21 protein-coding genes are annotated in these 20,713 nt (G+C 60.5%); 19 read left to right on the top strand and 2 right to left on the bottom strand.

Annotated elements, in window-relative coordinates; translation table 11 throughout:
- Window positions 1–73: 73 nt before the first annotated feature.
- Window positions 74–3,220: a ribonuclease E gene (gene rne, locus IH404_RS21420; protein ID WP_194438975.1), complete on the bottom strand. Its 3,147-nt coding sequence runs from the start codon at window positions 3,218–3,220 to the stop codon at window positions 74–76.
- A gap of 766 nt (window positions 3,221–3,986) precedes the next feature.
- Between rne and rluC the strand changes: the two genes are divergently transcribed.
- From rluC to IH404_RS21405, 3 genes are read left to right on the top strand one after another with little or no spacing between them, the layout of a single operon-like run.
- Entirely contained in the window at window positions 3,987–4,946 is a 960-nt protein-coding gene (gene rluC / locus IH404_RS21415; protein ID WP_005790558.1) for a 23S rRNA pseudouridine(955/2504/2580) synthase RluC, read from the top strand.
- Complete coding sequence (locus IH404_RS21410) at window positions 4,933–5,595, top strand: HAD-IIIA family hydrolase (protein ID WP_005790556.1); 663 nt, start codon at window positions 4,933–4,935, stop codon at window positions 5,593–5,595. The genes rluC and IH404_RS21410 overlap by 14 nt, the downstream gene beginning before the upstream one ends.
- 21 nt (window positions 5,596–5,616) lie before the next feature.
- Window positions 5,617–6,600: a S49 family peptidase gene (locus IH404_RS21405; protein ID WP_005790554.1), complete on the top strand. Its 984-nt coding sequence runs from the start codon at window positions 5,617–5,619 to the stop codon at window positions 6,598–6,600.
- 70 nt (window positions 6,601–6,670) lie between these two features.
- Here IH404_RS21405 and IH404_RS21400 read toward each other — a convergent pair whose 3' ends face one another.
- Window positions 6,671–7,249, bottom strand: a complete 579-nt coding sequence (locus IH404_RS21400) for a nucleoside triphosphate pyrophosphatase (protein ID WP_005790553.1) — start codon at window positions 7,247–7,249, stop codon at window positions 6,671–6,673.
- Window positions 7,250–7,354: 105 nt separating this feature from the next.
- Here IH404_RS21400 and IH404_RS21395 point away from each other — a divergent pair, with 105 nt between their 5' ends.
- From IH404_RS21395 to IH404_RS21320, 16 genes are all read left to right on the top strand, one after another.
- On the top strand, window positions 7,355–7,885 hold the full coding sequence (locus IH404_RS21395; protein ID WP_005790551.1) for a YceD family protein: 531 nt from the start codon (window positions 7,355–7,357) through the stop codon (window positions 7,883–7,885).
- 13 nt (window positions 7,886–7,898) lie between these two features.
- Window positions 7,899–8,081: a 50S ribosomal protein L32 gene (rpmF, locus tag IH404_RS21390; protein WP_003179396.1), complete on the top strand. Its 183-nt coding sequence runs from the start codon at window positions 7,899–7,901 to the stop codon at window positions 8,079–8,081.
- Window positions 8,082–8,085: 4 nt separating this feature from the next.
- Window positions 8,086–9,096 (top strand): phosphate acyltransferase PlsX, encoded by a 1,011-nt coding sequence (plsX, locus tag IH404_RS21385; protein WP_194438973.1) that lies wholly within the window; start codon window positions 8,086–8,088, stop codon window positions 9,094–9,096.
- A gap of 126 nt (window positions 9,097–9,222) precedes the next feature.
- Entirely contained in the window at window positions 9,223–10,161 is a 939-nt protein-coding gene (gene fabD / locus IH404_RS21380; protein WP_005790546.1) for an ACP S-malonyltransferase, read from the top strand.
- 24 nt (window positions 10,162–10,185) lie between these two features.
- Window positions 10,186–10,929 carry a 3-oxoacyl-ACP reductase FabG gene (gene fabG / locus IH404_RS21375; protein ID WP_005790544.1) on the top strand — a complete coding sequence of 248 codons (744 nt, stop codon included), beginning with the start codon at window positions 10,186–10,188 and terminating at the stop codon, window positions 10,927–10,929.
- A 191-nt stretch (window positions 10,930–11,120) separates the two neighbouring features.
- Entirely contained in the window at window positions 11,121–11,357 is a 237-nt protein-coding gene (gene acpP / locus IH404_RS21370) for an acyl carrier protein (RefSeq protein ID WP_003175607.1), read from the top strand.
- A gap of 128 nt (window positions 11,358–11,485) precedes the next feature.
- Window positions 11,486–12,730, top strand: a complete 1,245-nt coding sequence (gene fabF, locus IH404_RS21365; protein ID WP_005790527.1) for a beta-ketoacyl-ACP synthase II — start codon at window positions 11,486–11,488, stop codon at window positions 12,728–12,730.
- Window positions 12,730–13,545 carry an aminodeoxychorismate lyase gene (gene pabC, locus IH404_RS21360; RefSeq protein ID WP_005790526.1) on the top strand — a complete coding sequence of 272 codons (816 nt, stop codon included), beginning with the start codon at window positions 12,730–12,732 and terminating at the stop codon, window positions 13,543–13,545. Before fabF ends, pabC begins: the two co-directional genes overlap by 1 nt.
- 1 nt (window position 13,546) lies before the next feature.
- Complete coding sequence (gene mltG / locus IH404_RS21355) at window positions 13,547–14,668, top strand: endolytic transglycosylase MltG (RefSeq protein ID WP_005790524.1); 1,122 nt, start codon at window positions 13,547–13,549, stop codon at window positions 14,666–14,668.
- A gap of 19 nt (window positions 14,669–14,687) precedes the next feature.
- The gene (gene tmk, locus IH404_RS21350) at window positions 14,688–15,320 is read left to right on the top strand and encodes a dTMP kinase (protein WP_122732276.1); all 633 of its coding nucleotides are present in this window, start codon (window positions 14,688–14,690) and stop codon (window positions 15,318–15,320) included.
- Window positions 15,313–16,302, top strand: coding sequence for a DNA polymerase III subunit delta' (locus tag IH404_RS21345; protein ID WP_005790520.1), 990 nt, complete (start codon window positions 15,313–15,315; stop codon window positions 16,300–16,302). Before tmk ends, IH404_RS21345 begins: the two co-directional genes overlap by 8 nt.
- Before the next feature lie 63 nt (window positions 16,303–16,365).
- Window positions 16,366–17,151 (top strand): TatD family hydrolase, encoded by a 786-nt coding sequence (locus IH404_RS21340; protein ID WP_005790519.1) that lies wholly within the window; start codon window positions 16,366–16,368, stop codon window positions 17,149–17,151.
- 444 nt (window positions 17,152–17,595) lie between these two features.
- Complete coding sequence (locus tag IH404_RS21335) at window positions 17,596–18,261, top strand: TetR/AcrR family transcriptional regulator (protein ID WP_005790517.1); 666 nt, start codon at window positions 17,596–17,598, stop codon at window positions 18,259–18,261.
- 139 nt (window positions 18,262–18,400) lie between these two features.
- Window positions 18,401–19,369, top strand: coding sequence for a radical SAM protein (locus IH404_RS21330; protein ID WP_005790516.1), 969 nt, complete (start codon window positions 18,401–18,403; stop codon window positions 19,367–19,369).
- Between the two features lie 99 nt (window positions 19,370–19,468).
- A complete protein-coding gene (locus IH404_RS21325) occupies window positions 19,469–20,074 on the top strand; it encodes a DUF4823 domain-containing protein (protein ID WP_194438971.1) in 606 nt (201 codons plus the stop codon).
- A 16-nt stretch (window positions 20,075–20,090) separates the two neighbouring features.
- Entirely contained in the window at window positions 20,091–20,651 is a 561-nt protein-coding gene (locus tag IH404_RS21320; RefSeq protein ID WP_032879868.1) for a DUF1285 domain-containing protein, read from the top strand.
- Window positions 20,652–20,713 lie beyond the last annotated feature (62 nt).

The following is a 20,713-nucleotide window of genomic DNA, read 5'->3' as shown; positions in this document are numbered from 1 at the left end:
AGCTGGCATTCCAAGTAGCCATAAAAAAGCCCCGCCTGATTGCTCAGGCGGGGCTTTTTAGTGGCTGATGGAATCAGACGAGGGGTTTAGGCTCTTCTTCCACGGCCTTGTGCTCTACCGCCTGGGCAGCCGCTGCGGCAGCTGCTTCGGCTTCCTTGCGGCGACGACGCACTTCACGCGGGTCGTTCGGCGCACGGCCATTTTCGGTAAGGGCGCTGGCAGGTGCAGCTTCAACTACAGGGGCGGACACTTCGGCAACCACTGGGGCTTCAACTTCAACCACGGGTGCAGGCTCCACAACCGGCGTCGGCTCAACCACTGGGGCTGGCTCGGCGACGACTTCAGCAACCGGCGCAGGCGCTTCTTCTACCGCAGGGGCAGGCGTTGGCGCTTCAACCGGGGCAGCTGGCTCAGCGGTCCACTGGAAGGCGGTCTGTTCTTCGCGAACTTCACGCACAACCGGGGCGGCTTCTTCGGCAACCGGTGCTTCTACGGCCGCTTCAACCACTGGTGCAGGCTCGATAACCGGTGCGGGCTCAACAGCAACCACTTCGGTTTCTGGCTGTGCGTCGCGAACCGGAGCAACTTCCACTTGCGCAACCACTGGGGCTTCGATAGGGGTCGTGGCTTCAACAACTGGCGCTTCAACAACCGGCGTTTCAACCACTGGGGTCTGGACAACGGGTGTTTCTACGGCAGCAGTTTCTTCGACGGCGGCGGTAGCACGCTCGGCTTGCTCGTGAGCCTGGGCTTCAGCAGGTGCGCTGATGACCGAGCTGGCCACGGCAGCGGTAACGGCCAAGCCGGCAGCCAGTTCGGCGCCCGTTGGTTCGTTGCTGGCAACTTCTGCGTTTTCGCCGGCTTCTTCCGAGCCTTCGATCACGTTGCCGTTGGCGTCACGCTGACGCTCACGACGGTTGCTGCGACGACGCTGGCCACGGGAGCGGCGGCGTGGACGATCGCCTTCGGCGTTGTCCTGGCCGTCTTCCTGCAGTTGCTCTTCGCCGGTCAGTACTTCTTCTTCGCTGGCGGCAGCGGCTTGCTCGGCGCGTGGTTGACGCTCCTCACGCGGTGGGCGCGGCTGGCGCTCTTCACGTGGGGCACGCTCTTCACGCGGCTGGCGGGCCGGGCGTTCTTCGGTGGTTGCGGCAGCGGCAGCAGCAACGGCAGGTGCCGCATCCAGCGGCTCGCGCAGTTCACGCACACGCTCTTCACGCTCGCCACGCGGCTTGCGATCTTCGCGCGGGGCACGCGGGGTACGTGGTGCGCGCTCTTCACGCGGTGCACGTTCTTCGCGGGCTACGGCCGGGGTTTCTTCACGGGCTTCGCGAGGAACACGCTCTTCACGGGGGGCGCGTTCTTCACGCGGTGCACGTTCTTCGCGAGGCTTGCGCTCTTCGTCACGGCGGCCGTTGCGGTTGCGGCTCTGCTGGCGGCCGTTGCGACGCTCTTCGTTGCGCGCCGGGCGCTCGGTGGCAGGCTTTTCAACCACAACCGGGGCGGCAGGCTCTTCCTTGGTGGCGAACAGGCTGACCAGCGACTTCACCAGGCCCTTGAACAGGCTTGGCTCAGGCAGGGCGGCCGGTGCGGCAACCGGGGCGGCGGCTTCGGTCGGGACCGGTGCGTTGGCACGTGCCGGCGCGGTCTTGACGGCGGCTTCCTGGCGAACCAGGGTGCGGGTCGCGGCGGCGGGCTGAACTTCTTCCACTTCGGCCGCGGCAGCAGCGATTTCGTAGCTGGACTGCCCGCTATGGGCTTCCGGGCTGTCATCACGCAGGCGCTGTACTTCGAAGTGCGGCGTCTCGAGATGATCGTTCGGCAGGATGACGATACGAGCACGGGTGCGCAGTTCGATCTTGGTGATCGAGTTGCGTTTTTCGTTGAGCAGGAAGGCGGCAACCGGGATCGGCACTTGTGCGCGAACTTCGGCGGTGCGGTCTTTCAGGGCTTCTTCTTCGATCAGGCGCAGGATCGCCAGGGACAGCGATTCAACGTCACGGATGATACCGGTGCCGTTGCAACGCGGGCACACGATACCGCTGCTCTCACCCAGGGACGGGCGCAGGCGCTGACGGGACATTTCCAGCAGGCCGAAGCGCGAGATACGGCCCACTTGTACGCGGGCACGGTCGGCTTCCAGGCACTCGCGGACTTTCTCTTCCACGGCGCGCTGGTTCTTGGCGGGGGTCATGTCGATGAAGTCGATCACGATCAGGCCGCCGATGTCACGCAGGCGCAGCTGGCGGGCGATTTCTTCAGCCGCTTCCAGGTTGGTCTGCAGGGCGGTTTCTTCGATGTCGCTGCCTTTGGTCGCACGTGCCGAGTTGATGTCAATGGACACCAGAGCTTCGGTCGGGTCGATCACGATGGAGCCACCGGAAGGCAGTTCGACCACGCGCTGGAAGGCGGTCTCGATCTGGCTTTCGATCTGGAAACGGTTGAACAGCGGCACGCTGTCTTCGTACAGCTTGATCTTGCTGGCGTACTGCGGCATTACCTGGCGGATGAAGGTCAGGGCTTCGTCCTGGGCTTCAACGCTGTCGATCAGCACTTCGCCGATGTCCTGGCGCAGGTAGTCGCGGATGGCGCGGATGATCACGTTGCTTTCCTGATAGATCAGGAACGGCGCGGAACGGTCCAGGGACGCTTCCTTGATAGCGGTCCACAGTTGCAGCAGGTAGTCGAGGTCCCACTGCATTTCTTCGCTGCTGCGGCCCAGGCCGGCAGTGCGAACGATCAGGCCCATGTCGGCCGGTGCGATCAGGCCGTTCAGCGCTTCGCGCAGTTCGTTGCGCTCTTCGCCTTCGATGCGACGGGAAATACCGCCGGCACGCGGGTTGTTCGGCATCAGGACCAGGTAACGGCCAGCGAGGCTGATGAAGGTGGTCAGGGCAGCACCCTTGTTGCCACGTTCTTCTTTCTCGACCTGGACGATGACTTCCTGGCCTTCGCTCAGGACGTCCTTGATGTTCACGCGGCCTTCGGGGGCTTTCTTGAAGTATTCGCGGGAGATTTCTTTGAGGGGCAGGAAGCCGTGGCGCTCGGAGCCGAAATCGACAAAGGCAGCCTCAAGGCTTGGTTCGATGCGAGTAATACGGCCTTTATAGATGTTGGCCTTCTTTTGCTCGCGTGCACCGGATTCGATGTCCAGGTCGTAGAGGCGTTGGCCATCTACCAGTGCAACACGCAACTCTTCGGGTTGAGTTGCGTTAATCAGCATTCTTTTCATGTTGTACCGTCGGTTTCCGGGCTGCCGGAAACGGCGTTCGGCACACACGACTTCTCACGGTCGGTGTCAGGTGCGTCAAGAGTGGTTGGCCACTCCAGTGTCCAGCAAAACCTGCCAATTGGGCCGGTATCGCGACGGACGCGTCCTGCTCGTTAGCGGTGGTGACAAAGGCACCACTTCAACAAAAGCTAAGGTCAGGAGGAGGAATCAACCGGCGACTGTGGACGAGATGAAGCGTCTGAAACAAGCCTAGTGCTACACAGTCCGACGGTTGTGCATCTCCACCCTACACGTATCCCTGATAATTCGGGTGCTGCCGCGCGCAGAATCCGCAGCGGGTTGGCATTTACCGTGGGCTCCAATGGGGAGTCCACGCTCATGGCTAAACAAGACTAGGTGTGGGCGACTGCGCTCTCACTCAGCTCTTAACAGGCGTTGTTTCCGAAGCATCTGCCATGGTCTGGCTCAAGACTGACTGCACTTTGTGAACTGGCCGTAAATATCGGCGCAAAACGCGAGTATTCACTCTGCTTTTTGCACTCGCTTCAGGCCTCATGTCACCTGCGCTTGTTACAATCCCGAGCCTTCCAAGGTGGCCGAAGCCCCGTAGGACGGCCTCGCGTCCTGATGAATTGCGATGGTCAGGGCCGGCAATTTGCCGCATGTCCTCTGTCCAGGCCGCTTTTGGCGGCGTTCGCGACTATAGCAGCAATGATTAAGTGCTTCAATTCCATAAAAAATTGTTATCATCGCGGCCATGACGACTACCACCCCCCCGACCCCCAGCGTCCAGCTGCTTGAGGTCTCGCCGGAATATGCCGGCCAACGCATCGACAATTTTCTCCTGGCCCGGCTCAAAGGCGTGCCCAAGACCTTGATTTACCGCATTTTGCGTAAAGGCGAAGTGCGCGTGAACAAGGGGCGGATCAAGCCTGAGTACAAGTTGCAGGCGGGCGATATTGTCCGTGTGCCGCCCGTACGCGTGCCTGAGCGCGACGAGCCTGTGCCCTTGGCCCAGGGGCTGTTGCAGCGCCTGGAAGCCTCGATTGTCTTCGAAGACAACAAACTGATCGTGATCAACAAGCCGTGCGGCATTGCAGTTCACGGCGGCAGCGGCCTGAACTTCGGCGTGATCGAAGCCTTTCGCCAGTTGCGCCCGGATGCCAAGGAGCTGGAGCTGGTCCATCGCCTGGACCGTGACACCTCCGGCCTGTTGATGATCGCCAAGAAGCGCAGCATGTTGCGCCACCTGCACACCGCCCTGCGTGGCGACGGGGTGGACAAGCGCTACATGGCGCTGGTGCGTGGCAATTGGGCCAGCTCGATCAAGAGCGTTCGTGCGCCGCTGCAAAAGAGCAACCTGCGTTCCGGTGAGCGTATGGTCGAGGTGGACGAGGAGGGCAAAGAAGCCCTGACCCTGTTCAAGGTACTGCGCCGCTTCGGCGACTTCGCCACCATGGTCGAAGCCAAGCCGGTCACTGGTCGTACCCACCAGATACGCGTGCACACCCTGCACGCGGGGCACTGCATTGCCGGTGACACCAAGTACGGTGATGAGGGTTTCTCCAAGGAGATCCGCGATCTGGGCGGTAAACGTCTGTTCCTGCACGCCTACATGCTCACCGTGCCGCTGCCCGATGGTGGCGAGCTGAAATTGCAGGCGCCGGTCGACGAGATGTGGGCCAAGACCGTGGAGCGTTTGAGTGTCGCACCTTGACTACAAGCTGCTGATCTTCGATTGGGATGGGACGCTGTGCGATTCCATTGGTCGGATTGTCGAGTCGATGCATATGGCTTCGACTCGCTCGGGTTTTGAGTTGTGCAGCGACCTCGCGGTCAAGGGCATCATTGGTCTGGGCTTGCCTGAAGCAATCCGCACGCTTTATCCGCAAATTGCCGACGACGAGCTGATAGCGTTCCGCGAGCATTACGCCGATCACTATATTGCGCTGGAGGCCGAGCCTTCGCCGCTGTTTGACGGTGTGGTGCAGTCGCTGCAGGCTTTGCGTGCCGAGGGCTATCAGCTGGCGGTCGCCACCGGAAAAGCCCGTCGCGGGCTGGATCGGGTGCTCAAGGCGCATGGCTGGGAAGACTATTTCGACATCACCCGTGCGGCCGATGAAACCGCCAGCAAGCCCCATCCTCTGATGCTGGAGCAGATCCTGGATCATTGCGGTGTATCGCCGCGCCAGGCATTGATGGTGGGTGATGCATCTTTCGACCTGATGATGGCGCGCAATGCTGGCATGGACAGCGTAGCGGTCAGCTATGGCGCCCAGGCTGCGGAGGCGTTGCAGCAATACGAGCCGAGGCTCACGATTGATCATTTTTCTGAATTGCAGGCCTGGCTCAGCCGGGCCCGATAAGTCTTTGCTGGGGTTGATGGCATGAGTGACGAGTGGAAAGCGCCCGAAAAGGCCGAAAGCAGTGATGATAAAAGCTGGAAACTGCTGGAGAAGACCCTCCTGGCCAGTGTCCAGGAGCAGCGTCGTTCGCGGCGCTGGGGGATTTTTTTCAAGCTGCTGACCTTTGTTTACCTACTTGGGATGCTGGCGCTGTTCAGTCCGCTGATGGATATGGAAAAAAGCGCTACCCGCGGTAGTCACTACACCGCCCTGATCGAGGTGCGCGGTGTGATTGCCGACAAGGAGCCCGCGAGTGCCGACAATATCGTCACCAGCCTGCGCGCCGCCTTCGAAGACCCCAAGGTCAAGGGGGTGATCCTGCGTATCAACAGTCCTGGCGGCAGCCCTGTGCAGTCGGGCTATGTGTATGACGAGATTCGCCGGCTGCGCGCACTCCATCCGGATACCAGGCTCTACGCGGTAATTTCCGACCTGGGCGCCTCGGGGGCCTATTACATCGCCAGTGCCGCTGACCAGATCTATGCCGATAAGGCCAGCCTGGTGGGCTCCATTGGTGTGACGGCGGCCGGTTACGGTTTTGTCGGCACCATGGAGAAGCTGGGGGTGGAGCGTCGCACCTACACCTCGGGTGAGCACAAGGCGTTCCTGGATCCTTTCCAGCCGCAGAAGGCGGATGAAACCGCGTTCTGGCAGAGCGTGCTCGATACCACTCATCGCCAGTTCATTGCCAGCGTCAAGCAGGGCCGTGGGGATCGTCTGAAAGATAAAGACCATCCGGAATTGTTCTCCGGGTTGGTGTGGTCAGGCGAGCAGGCGTTGCCGCTGGGCTTGATTGACGGATTGGGCAGTGCCAGCTCGGTGGCGCGGGATGTGGTTGGCGAGAAGGAGTTGGTGGATTTTACGGTCGAGGAATCGCCGTTTGATCGCTTCTCCAAAAAGCTCGGCGCCAGCGTGGCTGAGAAGCTAGCCCTGTACATGGGCTTCCAAGGCCCGACGCTACGCTGATACCCCGAGCCTGCTGTAGATCAAAAGGTGGGAGGGGCCTGCTCCCTCCCACATTTGGCCGGTGGTGTATTTAAGGGATTTGCGCGCCCTCGGCGAGCAGCATATCCACCAGCCGAATCAGCGGCAGCCCGACAAGGCTGGTCGCATCCGGCCCTTCGGTGCTTTGAAACAGGCTCACGCCCAGCCCCTCGGCCTTGAAGCTGCCCGCGCAGTCATAGGGCTGCTCGATCCGCAGGTAGCGCTCAATACGCTCTGCATCCAGCTCGCGCATGGTTACCGTGAAAGGCACGCAGTCGACCTGGCAATGCCCTGTGTTGCTGTTGAGCAGTGCCAGCCCGGTAAGAAAGCTCACACGCTTGCCGCTGGCCGCCAACAATTGCTCGCGGGCGTTTTCAAAGGTGTGAGGCTTGCCGATGATCCGGCCTTCCAGTGCAGCGACCTGGTCAGAGCCAATGATTAAATGGCCAGGATGGCTGGCGGCGAGGGCGCGGGCTTTTTCTTCGGCCAGGCGCTTGACCAGTTCGATGGCGGATTCGTCCGGGCGGTGGCTTTCGTCGATATCCGGCGAGCTGCAGGTGAAAGGCAGGTGCAGGCGGCTCAGTAATTCCCGGCGATAAACCGAGCTGGACGCGAGTAATAAAGGCAGCATATACGTCTCCTCAAGGCAGTCACCGATTCTAGCGACGCGACCGGCTGACGCACAGGGCTGAATTTCCTTTGACATGGCTGGGTGCATCCCTATAATGCTGCGCCTATGTTGAATGACCCGATTCCACCTCACGTTGACCCGCGCAAATTGGCTGATCGTGGCACCACCCTTCAAGGTGAAGTGCTGCTGGCCGATTTGGAGAGACTCTGCGACCCGCTTTCCGACACTGTCGGTACGGTGCAGGCTAAATTCGTTTTTGAACGAGATGAACGTAAGTCTGTGGTAATCCACAGCTTTATCGACACCGAAGTCAAAATGGTTTGCCAGCGTTGTCTTGAGCTGGTCACCCTGCCGATCCACAGCGAATGCAGTTATGCTGTGGTGAAAGAGGGTGCGAATACCCAGTCGTTGCCGAAAGGTTATGACGTGCTGGAACTGGGCGAAGATCCATTGGATCTGCATGCACTGATCGAGGAGGAGCTTTTGCTCGCCTTGCCCATTGTGCCTGCTCATCATCCGGAAGAATGCCAGCAGCCGGAGGGTCTCGATGACGAGGCCGAGCCGAGCGAGGACGAGGTAACGCGGTCCAACCCGTTCAGTGTATTGGCGCAGTTAAAGCGTGACCCAAACGTTTAGGAGTTAATCAATTATGGCTGTTCAGCAGAACAAAAAATCCCGCTCCGCCCGTGACATGCGCCGTTCGCACGACGCTCTCGAGGCTAGCACCCTGTCCGTGGAAAAGACCACTGGTGAAGTTCACCTGCGTCACCACGTATCGCCAGAAGGCGTATACCGTGGCCGTAAAGTGATCGACAAGGGCGCTGACGAGTAATCACTTGTCTGCCCAAGTCATCGCGATTGACGCAATGGGCGGGGACTTCGGTCCCCGCAGCATTGTTCAGGCCTGCATTGCCAGCCTGTCTGCTACGCCCTCGCTGCACCTGACCCTCGTCGGTCAACCTACCCTTCTTGAAGAACTGATTGCCAGCCATCCGGCGGTGGATCGCGCGCGCCTGACCATTACGCCCGCCAGCGAAACCATCAGCATGGATGAAAAGCCGGCCGCAGCCTTGCGCGGCAAGCCCGACTCTTCAATGCGTGTGGCGCTTGAGCTGCTGCGTGATGGCAAGGTGCAAGCCTGTGTCAGTGCCGGTAATACAGGGGCGTTGATGGCCTTGTCGCGGCATGTGCTCAAGACCTTGCCGGGTATCGACCGCCCGGCGATGGTGGCGGCGATCCCGACGCAGAAGGGCTATTGCCAGTTGCTGGACTTGGGCGCCAATGTCGATTGCAGTGCCGAGCACCTGTTGCAGTTCGCCGTGATGGGCTCGGTGGCCGCTGAAGCGCTGGGCGTAGCCCGGCCAAGGGTCGCCCTGCTGAATATCGGCACCGAGGACATCAAGGGCAACCAGCAGGTCAAGCTCGCCGCCACGTTGTTGCAAGGCGCGCCGGGCTTGAACTACATAGGTTTTGTCGAAGGTGACGGCTTGTACCGTGGTGAAGCCGACGTAGTGGTGTGTGACGGGTTTGTCGGCAACATCTTGCTCAAGTCGAGCGAGGGCTTGGCAACCATGATTGCCACGCGTATCGAAGCCTTGTTCAAGCAGAGCCTGGTATCGCGCATGGTCGGTGCCCTGGCGCTGCCGTTGATGCGCCGCTTGCAGGCCGACCTGGCACCGGCACGGCACAACGGAGCGAGCTTTCTCGGCTTGCAGGGCATTGTGGTCAAAAGCCACGGCTCGGCCGGCGTGCAGGGGGTTCAAAGTGCGATTGCGCGGGCGTTGATCGAGATACAGGAAAACCTGCCGCAACGCCTGCACGGCCGTCTTGAGGATCTGTTGCCTTAGGCGAATTGGCCCGGGAGTGCTTAAATGTGACCGGCCAGTTCAATTGACCATCCAATCTGTCAGTTTCGCGCGCTCCCAACGTTGGAGTGCGCATTTTTGACGACCAGATCATTAGGGGCTTGTTACATGTCTACATCCCTCGCATTCGTCTTTCCAGGGCAGGGTTCGCAGTCCCTCGGCATGTTGGCCGAGCTGGGCGCGCAATACCCGCTGGTCCTGGATACCTTCAAGGAAGCTTCCGATGCCCTGGGTTACGACCTGTGGGCGCTGACCCAGCAGGGGCCGGAAGAGCAGCTCAATCAAACCGATAAAACCCAGCCGGCCATCCTGACCGCTTCGATCGCCCTGTGGCGCTTGTGGCTGGCAGAAGGTGGGGCGCGTCCGGCATTTGTTGCCGGACACAGCCTGGGCGAATACAGCGCCCTGGTGGCGGCGGGTAGCCTGACCCTTGGTGAAGCGGTCAAGCTGGTCGAGCGTCGTGGCCAGTTGATGCAAGAAGCCGTTCCGGCTGGGCAGGGCGGCATGGCCGCGATCCTGGGCCTGGACGATGCGGTAGTAATCGAGGCCTGCGCCGAAGCGGCGCAAGGTGAAGTGGTCAGCGCGGTGAACTTCAACTCCCCGGGCCAGGTGGTGATCGCCGGCGCCAAGGCGGCTGTTGAGCGCGCCATCGAAGGCTGCAAGGCCCGGGGTGCCAAGCGTGCACTGCCGTTGCCGGTGAGCGTGCCGTCCCACTGTGAACTGATGCGCCCGGCTGCCGAGCGCTTTGCCGAGTCTATCGCGGCCATCAACTGGCAAGCGCCGCAGATCCCGCTGGTACAGAACGTCAGCGCGGCCGTGGCCGCCGACCTCGACACCCTCAAGCGCGACCTGCTGGAGCAACTGTACAAGCCGGTACGCTGGGTTGAATCGGTCCAGACCCTGGCCGCCAATGGCGCCACTGAGCTGGTCGAGTGTGGCCCGGGCAAAGTCCTGGCCGGCCTGAACAAGCGCTGCGCCGACGGTGTGTCGACCGCCAACCTCAATACCCCTGAAGCCTTCGCTGCCGCTCGCGCGGCACTGGCCTGAATCCCGTACTTAGGAGAAGCCTGCATGAGTCTGCAAGGTAAAGTTGCACTGGTTACCGGCGCTAGCCGTGGCATTGGCCAGGCGATCGCCCTGGAGCTGGGCCGTCAGGGCGCCGTTGTGATCGGCACCGCCACTTCCGCCTCGGGCGCCGAGCGTATCGCCGCGACCCTGAAGGAAAACGGCGTGCAGGGCACCGGCCTTGAGCTGAATGTGACCAGCGATGAGTCCGTGGCTGCCGTACTGGCCGAGATCACTGCACAGTTCGGTGCGCCGGCGATTCTGGTGAACAACGCCGGTATCACCCGTGACAACCTGATGATGCGCATGAAAGACGACGAGTGGTACGACGTGGTCGATACCAACCTGAACAGTCTGTTCCGCCTGTCCAAGGGTGTTTTGCGCGGCATGACCAAGGCGCGTTGGGGCCGAATTATCAATATTGGCTCCGTAGTGGGTGCCATGGGCAACGCAGGCCAAGTAAACTACGCTTCCGCCAAGGCCGGGCTGGAAGGTTTCAGCCGTGCACTGGCACGTGAAGTCGGTTCGCGGTCGATTACGGTCAACTCGGTGGCCCCAGGGTTCATCGACACCGATATGACCCGCGAACTGCCGGAAGCACAGCGTGAAGCGTTGCTGACGCAGATTCCGCTGGGCCGTCTGGGCCAGGCTCAAGAGATCGCGAATGTGGTCACTTTCCTGGCATCCGACGGTGCGGCATACGTGACTGGGGCTACAATCCCGGTGAACGGCGGGATGTACATGAGTTAAATTGTGACGGATCGCTTCAAAAAAATGTCATACGAGCTGTCTAAAATCCGTTATAAAGCTGCAACTTAATTTATAGGCAGGTGGCCGACCGGGTACAGGGTGAAGCTTTCAGTTGAAAAGCTGAAATGGCTTTCTATACACTTACCCACTGGCCAGCTGCCTGAATTTGTCCATTAGGAGTTAAACAAGGTATGAGCACCATCGAAGAGCGCGTCAAGAAAATCGTTGCCGAGCAACTGGGCGTTAAGGAAGAAGAAGTGGTCAACACTGCTTCCTTCGTAGAAGACTTGGGTGCCGATTCCCTTGACACCGTTGAGCTGGTGATGGCTCTGGAAGAGGAATTCGAGACCGAAATCCCGGACGAAGAAGCTGAAAAAATCACTACTGTTCAAGCTGCCATCGACTACGTTACCAGCCACCAGGCGTAATAGTTTGTAGTCGTCGCTTGCTGTCAGGGAAAAACCGCACTGCTGTAACGGCGTGCGGTTTTTTCTTTAGGCGGTGATGAAAAGTAAGCTGCGAATCGAAGTGTCGTCATTAGAAAAAGGAGAGTGCTGTGTCGCGTAGACGCGTCGTAGTCACCGGTATGGGTATGTTGTCGCCACTGGGTACGGATGTGCCGAGCAGTTGGCAGGGCATTCTGGCTGGCCGCAGTGGTATTGGTCTGATCGAACACACGGACCTTTCTGCCTATTCCACCCGTTTTGGCGGCTCGGTAAAGGGCTTCAATGTCGAGGAATATCTCTCGATCAAAGAATCCCGCAAGCTCGACCTGTTCATTCAATACGGCTTGGCAGCCGGTTTTCAGGCGGTGCGCAACGCCGGTCTGGAAGTCACCGACGCCAACCGTGACCGCATCGGCGTGGCTATGGGTTCGGGGATTGGCGGTTTGACCAATATCGAAGAAACCAGCCGCACGCTGCACGATTCCGGCCCGCGTCGAATTTCACCGTTCTTCGTGCCCGGTTCGATCATCAATATGATTTCCGGCTTCCTGTCCATCCACCTGGGTGCACAAGGGCCTAACTACGCCATCGCAACGGCGTGCACCACGGGCACCCACTGCATCGGCATGGCGGCGCGCAACATCGCTTATGACGAAGCGGATGTGATGATCGCCGGTGGCGCTGAAATGGCCGCCTGCGGCCTGGGCATGGGTGGCTTCGGTGCATCCCGTGCGTTGTCGACCCGCAATGACGAGCCGACCCGGGCCAGCCGTCCATGGGACAAGGGCCGTGATGGCTTCGTGCTGTCTGACGGCGCCGGTGCCCTGGTGCTCGAAGAGCTGGAGCACGCCAAGGCGCGTGGCGCCACCATCTACGCCGAGTTGATCGGCTTTGGCATGAGCGGCGATGCCTATCACATGACGTCGCCACCGTCCGACGGTGCCGGTGCTGCGCGCTGCATCACCAATGCACTGCGCGATGCGAAGGTCAACCCTGACCAGGTGCAGTACATCAACGCCCATGGTACTTCGACGCCGACCGGCGACCTGGCGGAAGCCGAAGCCATCAAGTCGGTGTTCGGTGAACATGCCTACAAGCTGGCCGTCAGCTCCACCAAGTCCATGACCGGCCACCTGTTGGGTGCGGCGGGCGCGGTCGAGGCGATCTTCAGTGTAATGGCGATCAAGGATCAGGTCGCTCCGCCGACCATCAACCTTGATGAGCCGGACGAAGGCTGCGACCTGAACTTCGTGCCCCACGAAGCGCAACCGATGCCGATCGACGTGGTGATCTCCAACTCGTTCGGGTTTGGTGGCACCAACGGCTCCCTGGTGTTCCGCCGGTTCGCCGAGTGATGCACAGCTGGGTCGACGGTCAGCCAGCGGGCAGCGTGCCCCTGAAAGATCGTGGCCTGGCGTATGGCGATGGGATATTCGAGACCATCGCCGTCAAGGCCGGGCAGCCGTTGCTGCTCGACCGTCACCTGCAACGCCTGGAAGAGGGTTGCAGGCGCTTGGCACTGGTGGCGGATCACGGGTTGATTCGCAACGAAGTGCTTGGCTTCGCCGTCGCGCTGGGTGACGGTGTCCTCAAGTTGATCCTCACCCGTGGCGACAGCCTGCGCGGTTATGGCATCAACCCTGGCGCCCCGGTGCGTCGTATCTTGCAGGGCAGTGCGCCCGCTGTTTACCCGCCCGCCCATGCAATCGAAGGCATCCGCCTGTTCCCCTGTACCACGCGCTTGGCTGAGCAGCCGCTGCTGGCCGGTCTCAAGCACCTCAACCGCCTGGAGCAAGTGATCGCCCGTGCTGAATGGCAAGATACCGAACATGCCGAAGGCTTGATGCTGGATATGTCCGGACGGGTGATCGAAGGCGTGTTCAGCAACCTGTTCCTGGTGCGCAACGGCTTGTTACTAACCGCTGATCTGACCCGTTGCGGCGTGGCCGGGGTGATGCGCGCCGAGCTGCTGGCCCAGGCACAAGCGCTGGGCATCCCGGTGGCCGTGGCCGATATCGATATTGAGCAGTTGCAGCAGGCCGATGAGGTCTTCGTCTGCAACAGCGTATATGGCATTTGGCCGGTGCGTGGATGCGCTGCGATGAGCTGGCCGGTTGGGCCGCTCACCCGTAAACTGCAGGGTATTGTTCGCGCGCTATTGGATATTTGAGTTGATACGAAAACTGGTGTTACTGCTGCAGATCAGCCTGGTCTCGGCAGCGTTGCTCGTGGGCTTTTCGGCCTGGAAACTCGACTCTGCCCTCAAGCAGCCCCTGAAGCTGCCCCAGGAGCAGTTGCTCGACGTGCCGGCTGGCGCTACCCCAACGGGTACTTTCAATCGTCTGGAAGCCGACGGTGTACTTGACGACGCATTCTGGTTACGCCTGTACTGGCGCTTCAACCTTGAAGGCCAGCCACTGCACAGCGGCGAATATCGCATGACACCCGGCCTCACTGCCGAAGGCTTGATCGGCCTGTGGCAGCGCGGCGAAGTGGTGCAATACAGCCTGACCCTGGTGGAGGGCTGGAATTTCCGCCAGGTGCGCACCGCCCTGGCCAAGCATGAAAAAATCGTACAGACCCTTCCTGGCCTGACTGACAGCGAAGTGATGGACAAGCTCGGCCATGCGGGTGAGTTTCCGGAAGGGCGTTTCTTCCCTGACACCTACCGTTTTGTACGCGGCATGACCGATGTCGAATTCCTGAAAAAAGCCTACAACCGCCTGGATGATGTGCTCGCCCAGGAGTGGAGCAAGCGTGCCGACGATGCGCCGTACACCGACCCTTATCAGGCACTGATCATGGCGTCCCTGGTGGAAAAGGAGACCGGCGTGCCGCAAGAGCGTGGGCAGATTGCTGGTGTGTTCGTGCGCCGCATGAAGATCGGCATGATGCTGCAGACTGATCCCACCGTGATTTACGGCCTGGGTGAGCGCTACAACGGCAAGTTGACCCGCGCCCACCTCAAGGAAGCCAACCCCTACAACACCTATATGATCGCCGGCCTGCCGCCCACGCCTATTGCGATGGTCGGTCGCGAGGCGATCCATGCAGCGCTGAACCCGGTGCCGGGCAGCAGCCTGTATTTTGTCGCCCGTGGCGACGGCAGCCATATTTTCTCGGATAACCTGGATGCCCATAATGCCGCCGTGCGCGAGTTCCAGCTCAAGCGGCGTGGCGATTACCGCTCCAGCCCGGCTCCAGTGGTGAAACCGCTGGAAGATGCAACCGCACCTGCCGAGGCACCGATTGAGCCCGCGCCGGACACTACCGCGCCGCAAAGCCCGCAATGACTCTGACTAAGGACTGCCTGTGACTGGCTTGTTTATTACCCTGGAAGGCCCGGAAGGTGCCGGTAAAAGCACGAACCGCGACTACCTGGCCGAGCGCCTGCGTGCGCAGGGCATTGAAGTGGTGCTGACCCGCGAGCCGGGCGGTACGCCGCTGGCCGAGCGTATACGCGAAGTGCTGTTGGCCCCGGGTGACGAGCCAATGAACCCGGACACCGAGCTGCTGCTGGTATTTGCCGCCCGAGCCCAACACCTGGCCGAAGTGATTCGCCCCGCGCTGGCACGCGGCGCCGTGGTGATTTGTGATCGGTTCACGGATTCCACCTACGCCTACCAGGGCGGTGGCCGAGGTTTGTCAGTAGAGCGTATCGCCACCCTTGAAACCTTCGTACAGGGCGATGTGCGTCCGGATTTGACCCTGCTGTTCGATCTGCCCGTGGAAGTGGGCATGGCCCGCGCCAGCGCTCGCGGTCGTCTGGATCGTTTCGAACTGGAAGGCCCGGTATTTTTCGACGCGGTGCGCAGCGCTTTCCTGCAGCGCGCCAAGGCTGAGCCGGCGCGTTATTACCTGCTCGATGCGGCGCAGCCGTTGAACCAGGTGCAACAGGCCATCGACGCGCTGTTGCCGACTCTGCTGGAGCGCACTCGTGGCTGAGTCCTACCCGTGGCAGGACAGCCTGTGGCAGCAACTGGCCGGTCGTGCCCAGCACGCCCATGCCTATTTGCTGCATGGGCCAGTGGGCATCGGTAAGCGTCACCTCGCCGAGCGCTTGATGGCCAGCCTGTTGTGCCAGCGCCCGGTCAATCTGCAGGCGTGTGGCGAGTGCAAATCCTGCCTGCTGCTCAAGGCCGGCAGTCACCCGGACAACTATGTGCTGGAGCCCGAGGAAGCCGACAAGGCGATCAAGGTCGACCAGGTACGCGACCTCGTCAGCTTCGTAGTGCAGACCGCGCAGATGGGCGGGCGCAAAGTGGTGCTGATCGAGCCAGTCGAGGCGATGAACATCAACGCCGCCAACGCCTTGCTCAAAAGCCTTGAAGAACCGTCCGGCGACACCGTGCTGTTGCTGGTGAGCCATCAGTCCAGCCGTTTGTTGCCGACGATTCGCAGCCGCTGCGTACAGCAGGCGTGCCCGTTGCCGAGCGAGGCCATGAGCCTGCAATGGCTGGCGCAGGCGTTGCCGGAGTGCACCGAGCAGGAACGGGTCGAGTTGTTGACCCTGGCGGCCGGTTCACCCCTGGCGGCAGTGAAGCTGCAAACCCAGGGCGTGCGTGAGCAACGGGCACTGGTTGTGGAAGGTGTGAAGAAGCTGCTCAAGCAGGAGCTGTCCGCCACGCAACTGGCTGAAAGCGCCTGGAAGGATATTCCCCTGCTGCTGTTGTTCGACTGGTTCTGCGACTGGTCCAGCCTGATCCTGCGCTACCAACTGACCCAGGATGAAAACGGCCTTGGCCTGGCGGATATGCGCAAGGTGGTGCAATACCTGGCGCAGAAAAGTGCCCAGGACAAAGTGCTGAATATTCAGGACTGGATCCTCGCGCAGCGCCAGAAGGTACTCGGTAAGGCCAACCTCAACCGCGTGCTGTTGCTTGAGGCGCTGCTGGTGCAGTGGGTTGGCCTGCTCGGGCGCCGTTAATTTTCGCGGCCGACAGGTGTATGGTCGGCCAGACCCTTTTTGTGAATTAAGCCCTGACTTCCTATGCTCGTAGATTCCCATTGCCATCTTGATCGCCTTGACCTTGCCCAGCACGGCGGTTCCCTCGACGCCGCCCTTGAAGCTGCACGCCAGCGTGGGGTAGGGCACTTTCTGTGCATCGGCGTCAGCGCTGAAAACGCCGGCGACGTCAAAGCCCTGGCTGATCGCTACGCCGATGTGGATTGCTCGGTGGGCATCCACCCGCTGGACCTCAAGCCCGGCGAAGCCCCGGCTCTGGATTGGCTATTGGGCGAACTCAACCATCCACGGGTGGTGGCCATTGGCGAAACCGGCCTGGACTACCACTACGAGCCTGAAGCCGCCGAGTTGCAGCAGGCCTCTTTCCGCCTGCACTTGCAGGCCGCCCGGCAGACCGGCAAGCCGGTGATCGTCCACACCCGGGGTGCCCGCGCCGATACCTTGACCTTGCTGCGCGAAGCCGCGCTGCCGCAGGCCGGTGTGTTGCATTGTTTTACCGAAGACTGGGACATGGCCAAGGCTGCTCTGGACCTGGGGTTCTATATTTCCCTGTCGGGTATCGTCACCTTTCGCAACGCCGACGCGCTGCGCGACGTGGCTCGCCAAGTGCCAGCCGACCGCCTGCTGGTGGAAACCGACTCGCCGTACCTGGCACCTATTCCCCACCGCGGCAAGCCAAACCTGCCTGAATATGTGCGTGACGTGGCCGATTACTTGGCGATGCTGCGCGGCGAGTCGTACGAGCGCTTCGCCGAGCAGACCACCGAAAACTTCAAACGCCTGTTTCCGTTGGCCCATGTAGCCGGATAGCACGGCTGAATCGCAGGCAAAAAAAACCCGGGTTCTGGGGGGTGAATCCGGGCTAAGACCATTAGGAGTAAAACAAGGGCACGCAGTCCGTCGGTACCCAGGTCGTCGCGTCACTTGGGGGAGATGTCGCGGCGACAGTTGAAGTATTGATCAGTATCCGATTCAGTCCAGTCAGATCTGATCGTTTTTTAAACAGATTTGGAATACGCCCGCTTAGCTTGAGTTCTCATTGAGCAGGTGGGCAGCTTCAGGCGGCGCGTCTATTTCTGACTGATATCGATAAAAACGTTGGCATATTGAAAGTTAAGTGCATCGCGGGTTCACATAGACATTGCCCAACGACCGTTCAGTCGGGATAATCCCTCGCATCGGGTAAATCGTATCGCCACGTATCTGTGGCCCTGCGCAACCCTCCCTATTCCGACCTTTGCAGACTTCTTCCTCATGCACAAAGAACCCCGTAAGGTCCGTGAGTTTCGCCGCCGTGAGCAGGAAATTCTCGACACCGCACTCAAGTTATTCCTCGAACAGGGCGAAGACAGCGTCACGGTAGAGATGATTGCGGATGCCGTGGGTATCGGCAAGGGCACCATCTACAAGCACTTCAAATCCAAGGCCGAGATCTACTTGCGCCTGATGCTCGACTACGAGCGCGACTTGAACGAGCTGCTGCACTCGGCCGATGTCGACAAGGACAAGGAAGCGCTGTCTCGCGCTTACTTCGAGTTCCGTATGCGTGACCCGCAGCGCTACCGCCTGTTCGACCGCCTGGAAGAGAAGGTGGTCAAGGGGCACCAGGTGCCGGAAATGGTCGAGGAGCTGCACAAGATCCGCGCCTCGAACTTCGAACGCCTGACCCTGCTGATCAAGGGGCGTATCAGTGAAGGCAAGCTTGAAGACGTGCCGCCGTATTTCCACTACTGCGCCGCCTGGGCCCTGGTGCATGGCGCCGTGGCGCTGTATCACTCGCCGTTCTGGAGCAATGTGCTGGAGGATCAGGAAGGTTTCTTCCAGTTCCTGATGGACATCGGCGTGCGCATGGGCAACAAGCGCAAGCACAGCACTGAACTGCCTGGGCCTGAAAAAGGTAATGAGACCCCGGCTACGTAAGTTATTCGCCGCAGTGATGGGGCAATGATTTACTGCCAGGGGTATTAACCCAGGAATATACTCAGGCAAGGACCTTGCTAAAAGCTGATTTATGAGTCAGCTTTTAGCGCGCCCGAATTATCTTCTGCCGGAGTGATCCATGATCGTTGATCGTCAAGGCAGGCGTTTTCGCAATTTGCGGATCAGCCTGACCTCAGCCTGCAATTACGCGTGTACCTACTGCGTGCCTGACGGCAAGCGGCTGGTGGCTGCCCAGGACGAACTCTCGGCCGCTGCCATGGCCCGGGGCGTGGCTTACCTGATTGAAGCGGCGGGCATCGAACGCTTGCGCATTACCGGCGGCGAACCGCTGGTGAGCCCCAAGCTGGAAGCGTTCATGGACGCGGTAGGGCAGATGGGCCTCAGCGACATCAGCCTGACGACCAACGGCCAACTGCTGGCGCGCAAACTGCCGTTGCTGGTGGATGCCGGCATTCGGCGTATCAATGTCTCCCTCGATACCCTGGATGCCGATGCCTTTCGCAGCATCGCTCGTGGCGGCGACCTGGCCACCGTGCTCGATGGTATGGACCAGGCCAGCGCGGCCGGCATCAAGATCAAGGTCAACATGGTGCCATTGCGTGGCCAGAACCTGGATCAGGTGATGCCTCTGCTCGATTACTGCCTGGAGCGTGGCTACGAGTTGCGCTTTATCGAATTGATGCGCATGGGGCACCTGGCGAAAGACTCCAACGCGTTCCTCCAGCAATTTGTCAGCTTGCAGCAATTGCTCAGCCTGATCGGTGAGCGCCACGAATACCTGCAAGCCAACGCGCCCGTTGACGCTACCGCCGTACGCTACGAAGTACCGGGCAAAGGCTTCTTCGGCGTGATCGCCAACGAAAGTGTACCGTTCTGTCGTACGTGTTCGCGGTTGCGGTTGTCCTCCACGGGCTGGCTGCATGGTTGCTTGTCCTCAAGCAATCGCCACTACGTCGGTGACTTGCTTGATCAACCGCGCCACCAGGCATTGCCGGCCTTGCAGGGCTTGTTGATGAAGGCGCTGGGCGACAAGCAGGAAGTGGCGTTTTCGGGCGGCGCGACGATCATGAAGATCATTGGCGGCTAAGGTCGCGCATGCCTCAATGTGTTGGCCTTCAAGCTGGCGCAGAACCTGCATCTCACGCCCATTCGCCGGTTTTCCGTCACCGGCTTCTGGAGGATTAGGATGCGTAGTCTGGTTTTACTGCTGGCGGCGTTGGCCCTGAGTGGTTGTATGACCGTCAGCGATATGGCCGAAGGCACTCGCTATCAGATGAGCGATGCCGGGCTGCTGGACCATAGCGACACCCGGCGTACGGCCTCGGTGCGCATACAGCCGGATTCCTTTGTGTTTATCGCCCAAGGCGCCTTCGTGCCGCCGGGCAGCGCGTACCCGCGACCCAACGTGGTCGCCGAGGAAGCGTTCAACGGTTTCGTCGAATATTTCCCCATGGTTCGTCGTGCTCGCCAACCCGAAGGTCTTGAGCAGGCCATGGCCGAAGCCCGCGGGGCGGGGGCTCACTACCTGCTGTATTGCCGTTTTGCGGCAGCCGATGACCGTATCGGCAATGCCGATGAGTGGACCGACCAGCAAGCTCTGGACCGCCTGGGGCTGGACAGCGGTGTGATCCAGGTCATGTTGATCGAGACCAGCACCCAGTATTTGATTGATACTGCACGCATTCGCAGTCGTGGCGGTTTACTGACGTTCCACGACACATCGCCACAAGATCTGATTGCCCGCCCCCTGGCGCAATACGCCCGAGGCTTGCTGGGTATGAGCAATCAGTAGACCTGAGGAGAGCCCCATGACCGATTCCGCCAAGGCCAATGACCTATTGGCCCAACTGCCCAAGGGCAAGGGGCCGGCGCCGGTGCATCTGTGGAACCCGGATTTTTGCGGCAACATCGACATGCGCATTGCCCGCGACGGCACCTGGTTTTACCAGGGCACGCCTATCGGGCGAAAGCCGATGGTCAAACTGTTTTCCAATATCCTGCGCCGTGATGGCGATGATTATTTCCTGGTGACGCCGGTAGAAAAAGTCGGCATCAGCGTCGATGATGCGCCATTTGTGGCGGTAACACTGGACGTGCAAGGGCAGGGCGAAAGCCAGGTATTGCGCTTTACCACCAACGTCGACGAGCAGGTCGAGGCCGGCCTCGAACACCCGTTGCGGGTGGTGACGGACCCTGTCACCCAGGAACCTGCACCCTACGTGCGAGTTCGCACCAACCTTGAAGCCCTCGTGCATCGCAACGTGTTCTACCAATTGGTGGAGCTGGCGGTGACTCGTCCGATAAACGGTCAGAACTGGCTTGGCGTATGGAGTGCAGGGGAGTTTTTCCCCATCGGTCTTGAACCCTGAGGCTGATTTTGCCTTCACCCTGAAATAATCTCCTTGCTGTAAATGCCTGCTTTCGGTTATCA

Origin of the sequence: Pseudomonas sp. OST1909, from assembly GCF_015277575.1 — a bacterium.
Classification (GTDB): domain Bacteria; phylum Pseudomonadota; class Gammaproteobacteria; order Pseudomonadales; family Pseudomonadaceae; genus Aquipseudomonas; species Aquipseudomonas synxantha_A.
The sequence above is the reverse complement of the archived record's forward strand: the minus strand, read 5'-3'. Positions and strand labels throughout refer to the sequence as shown.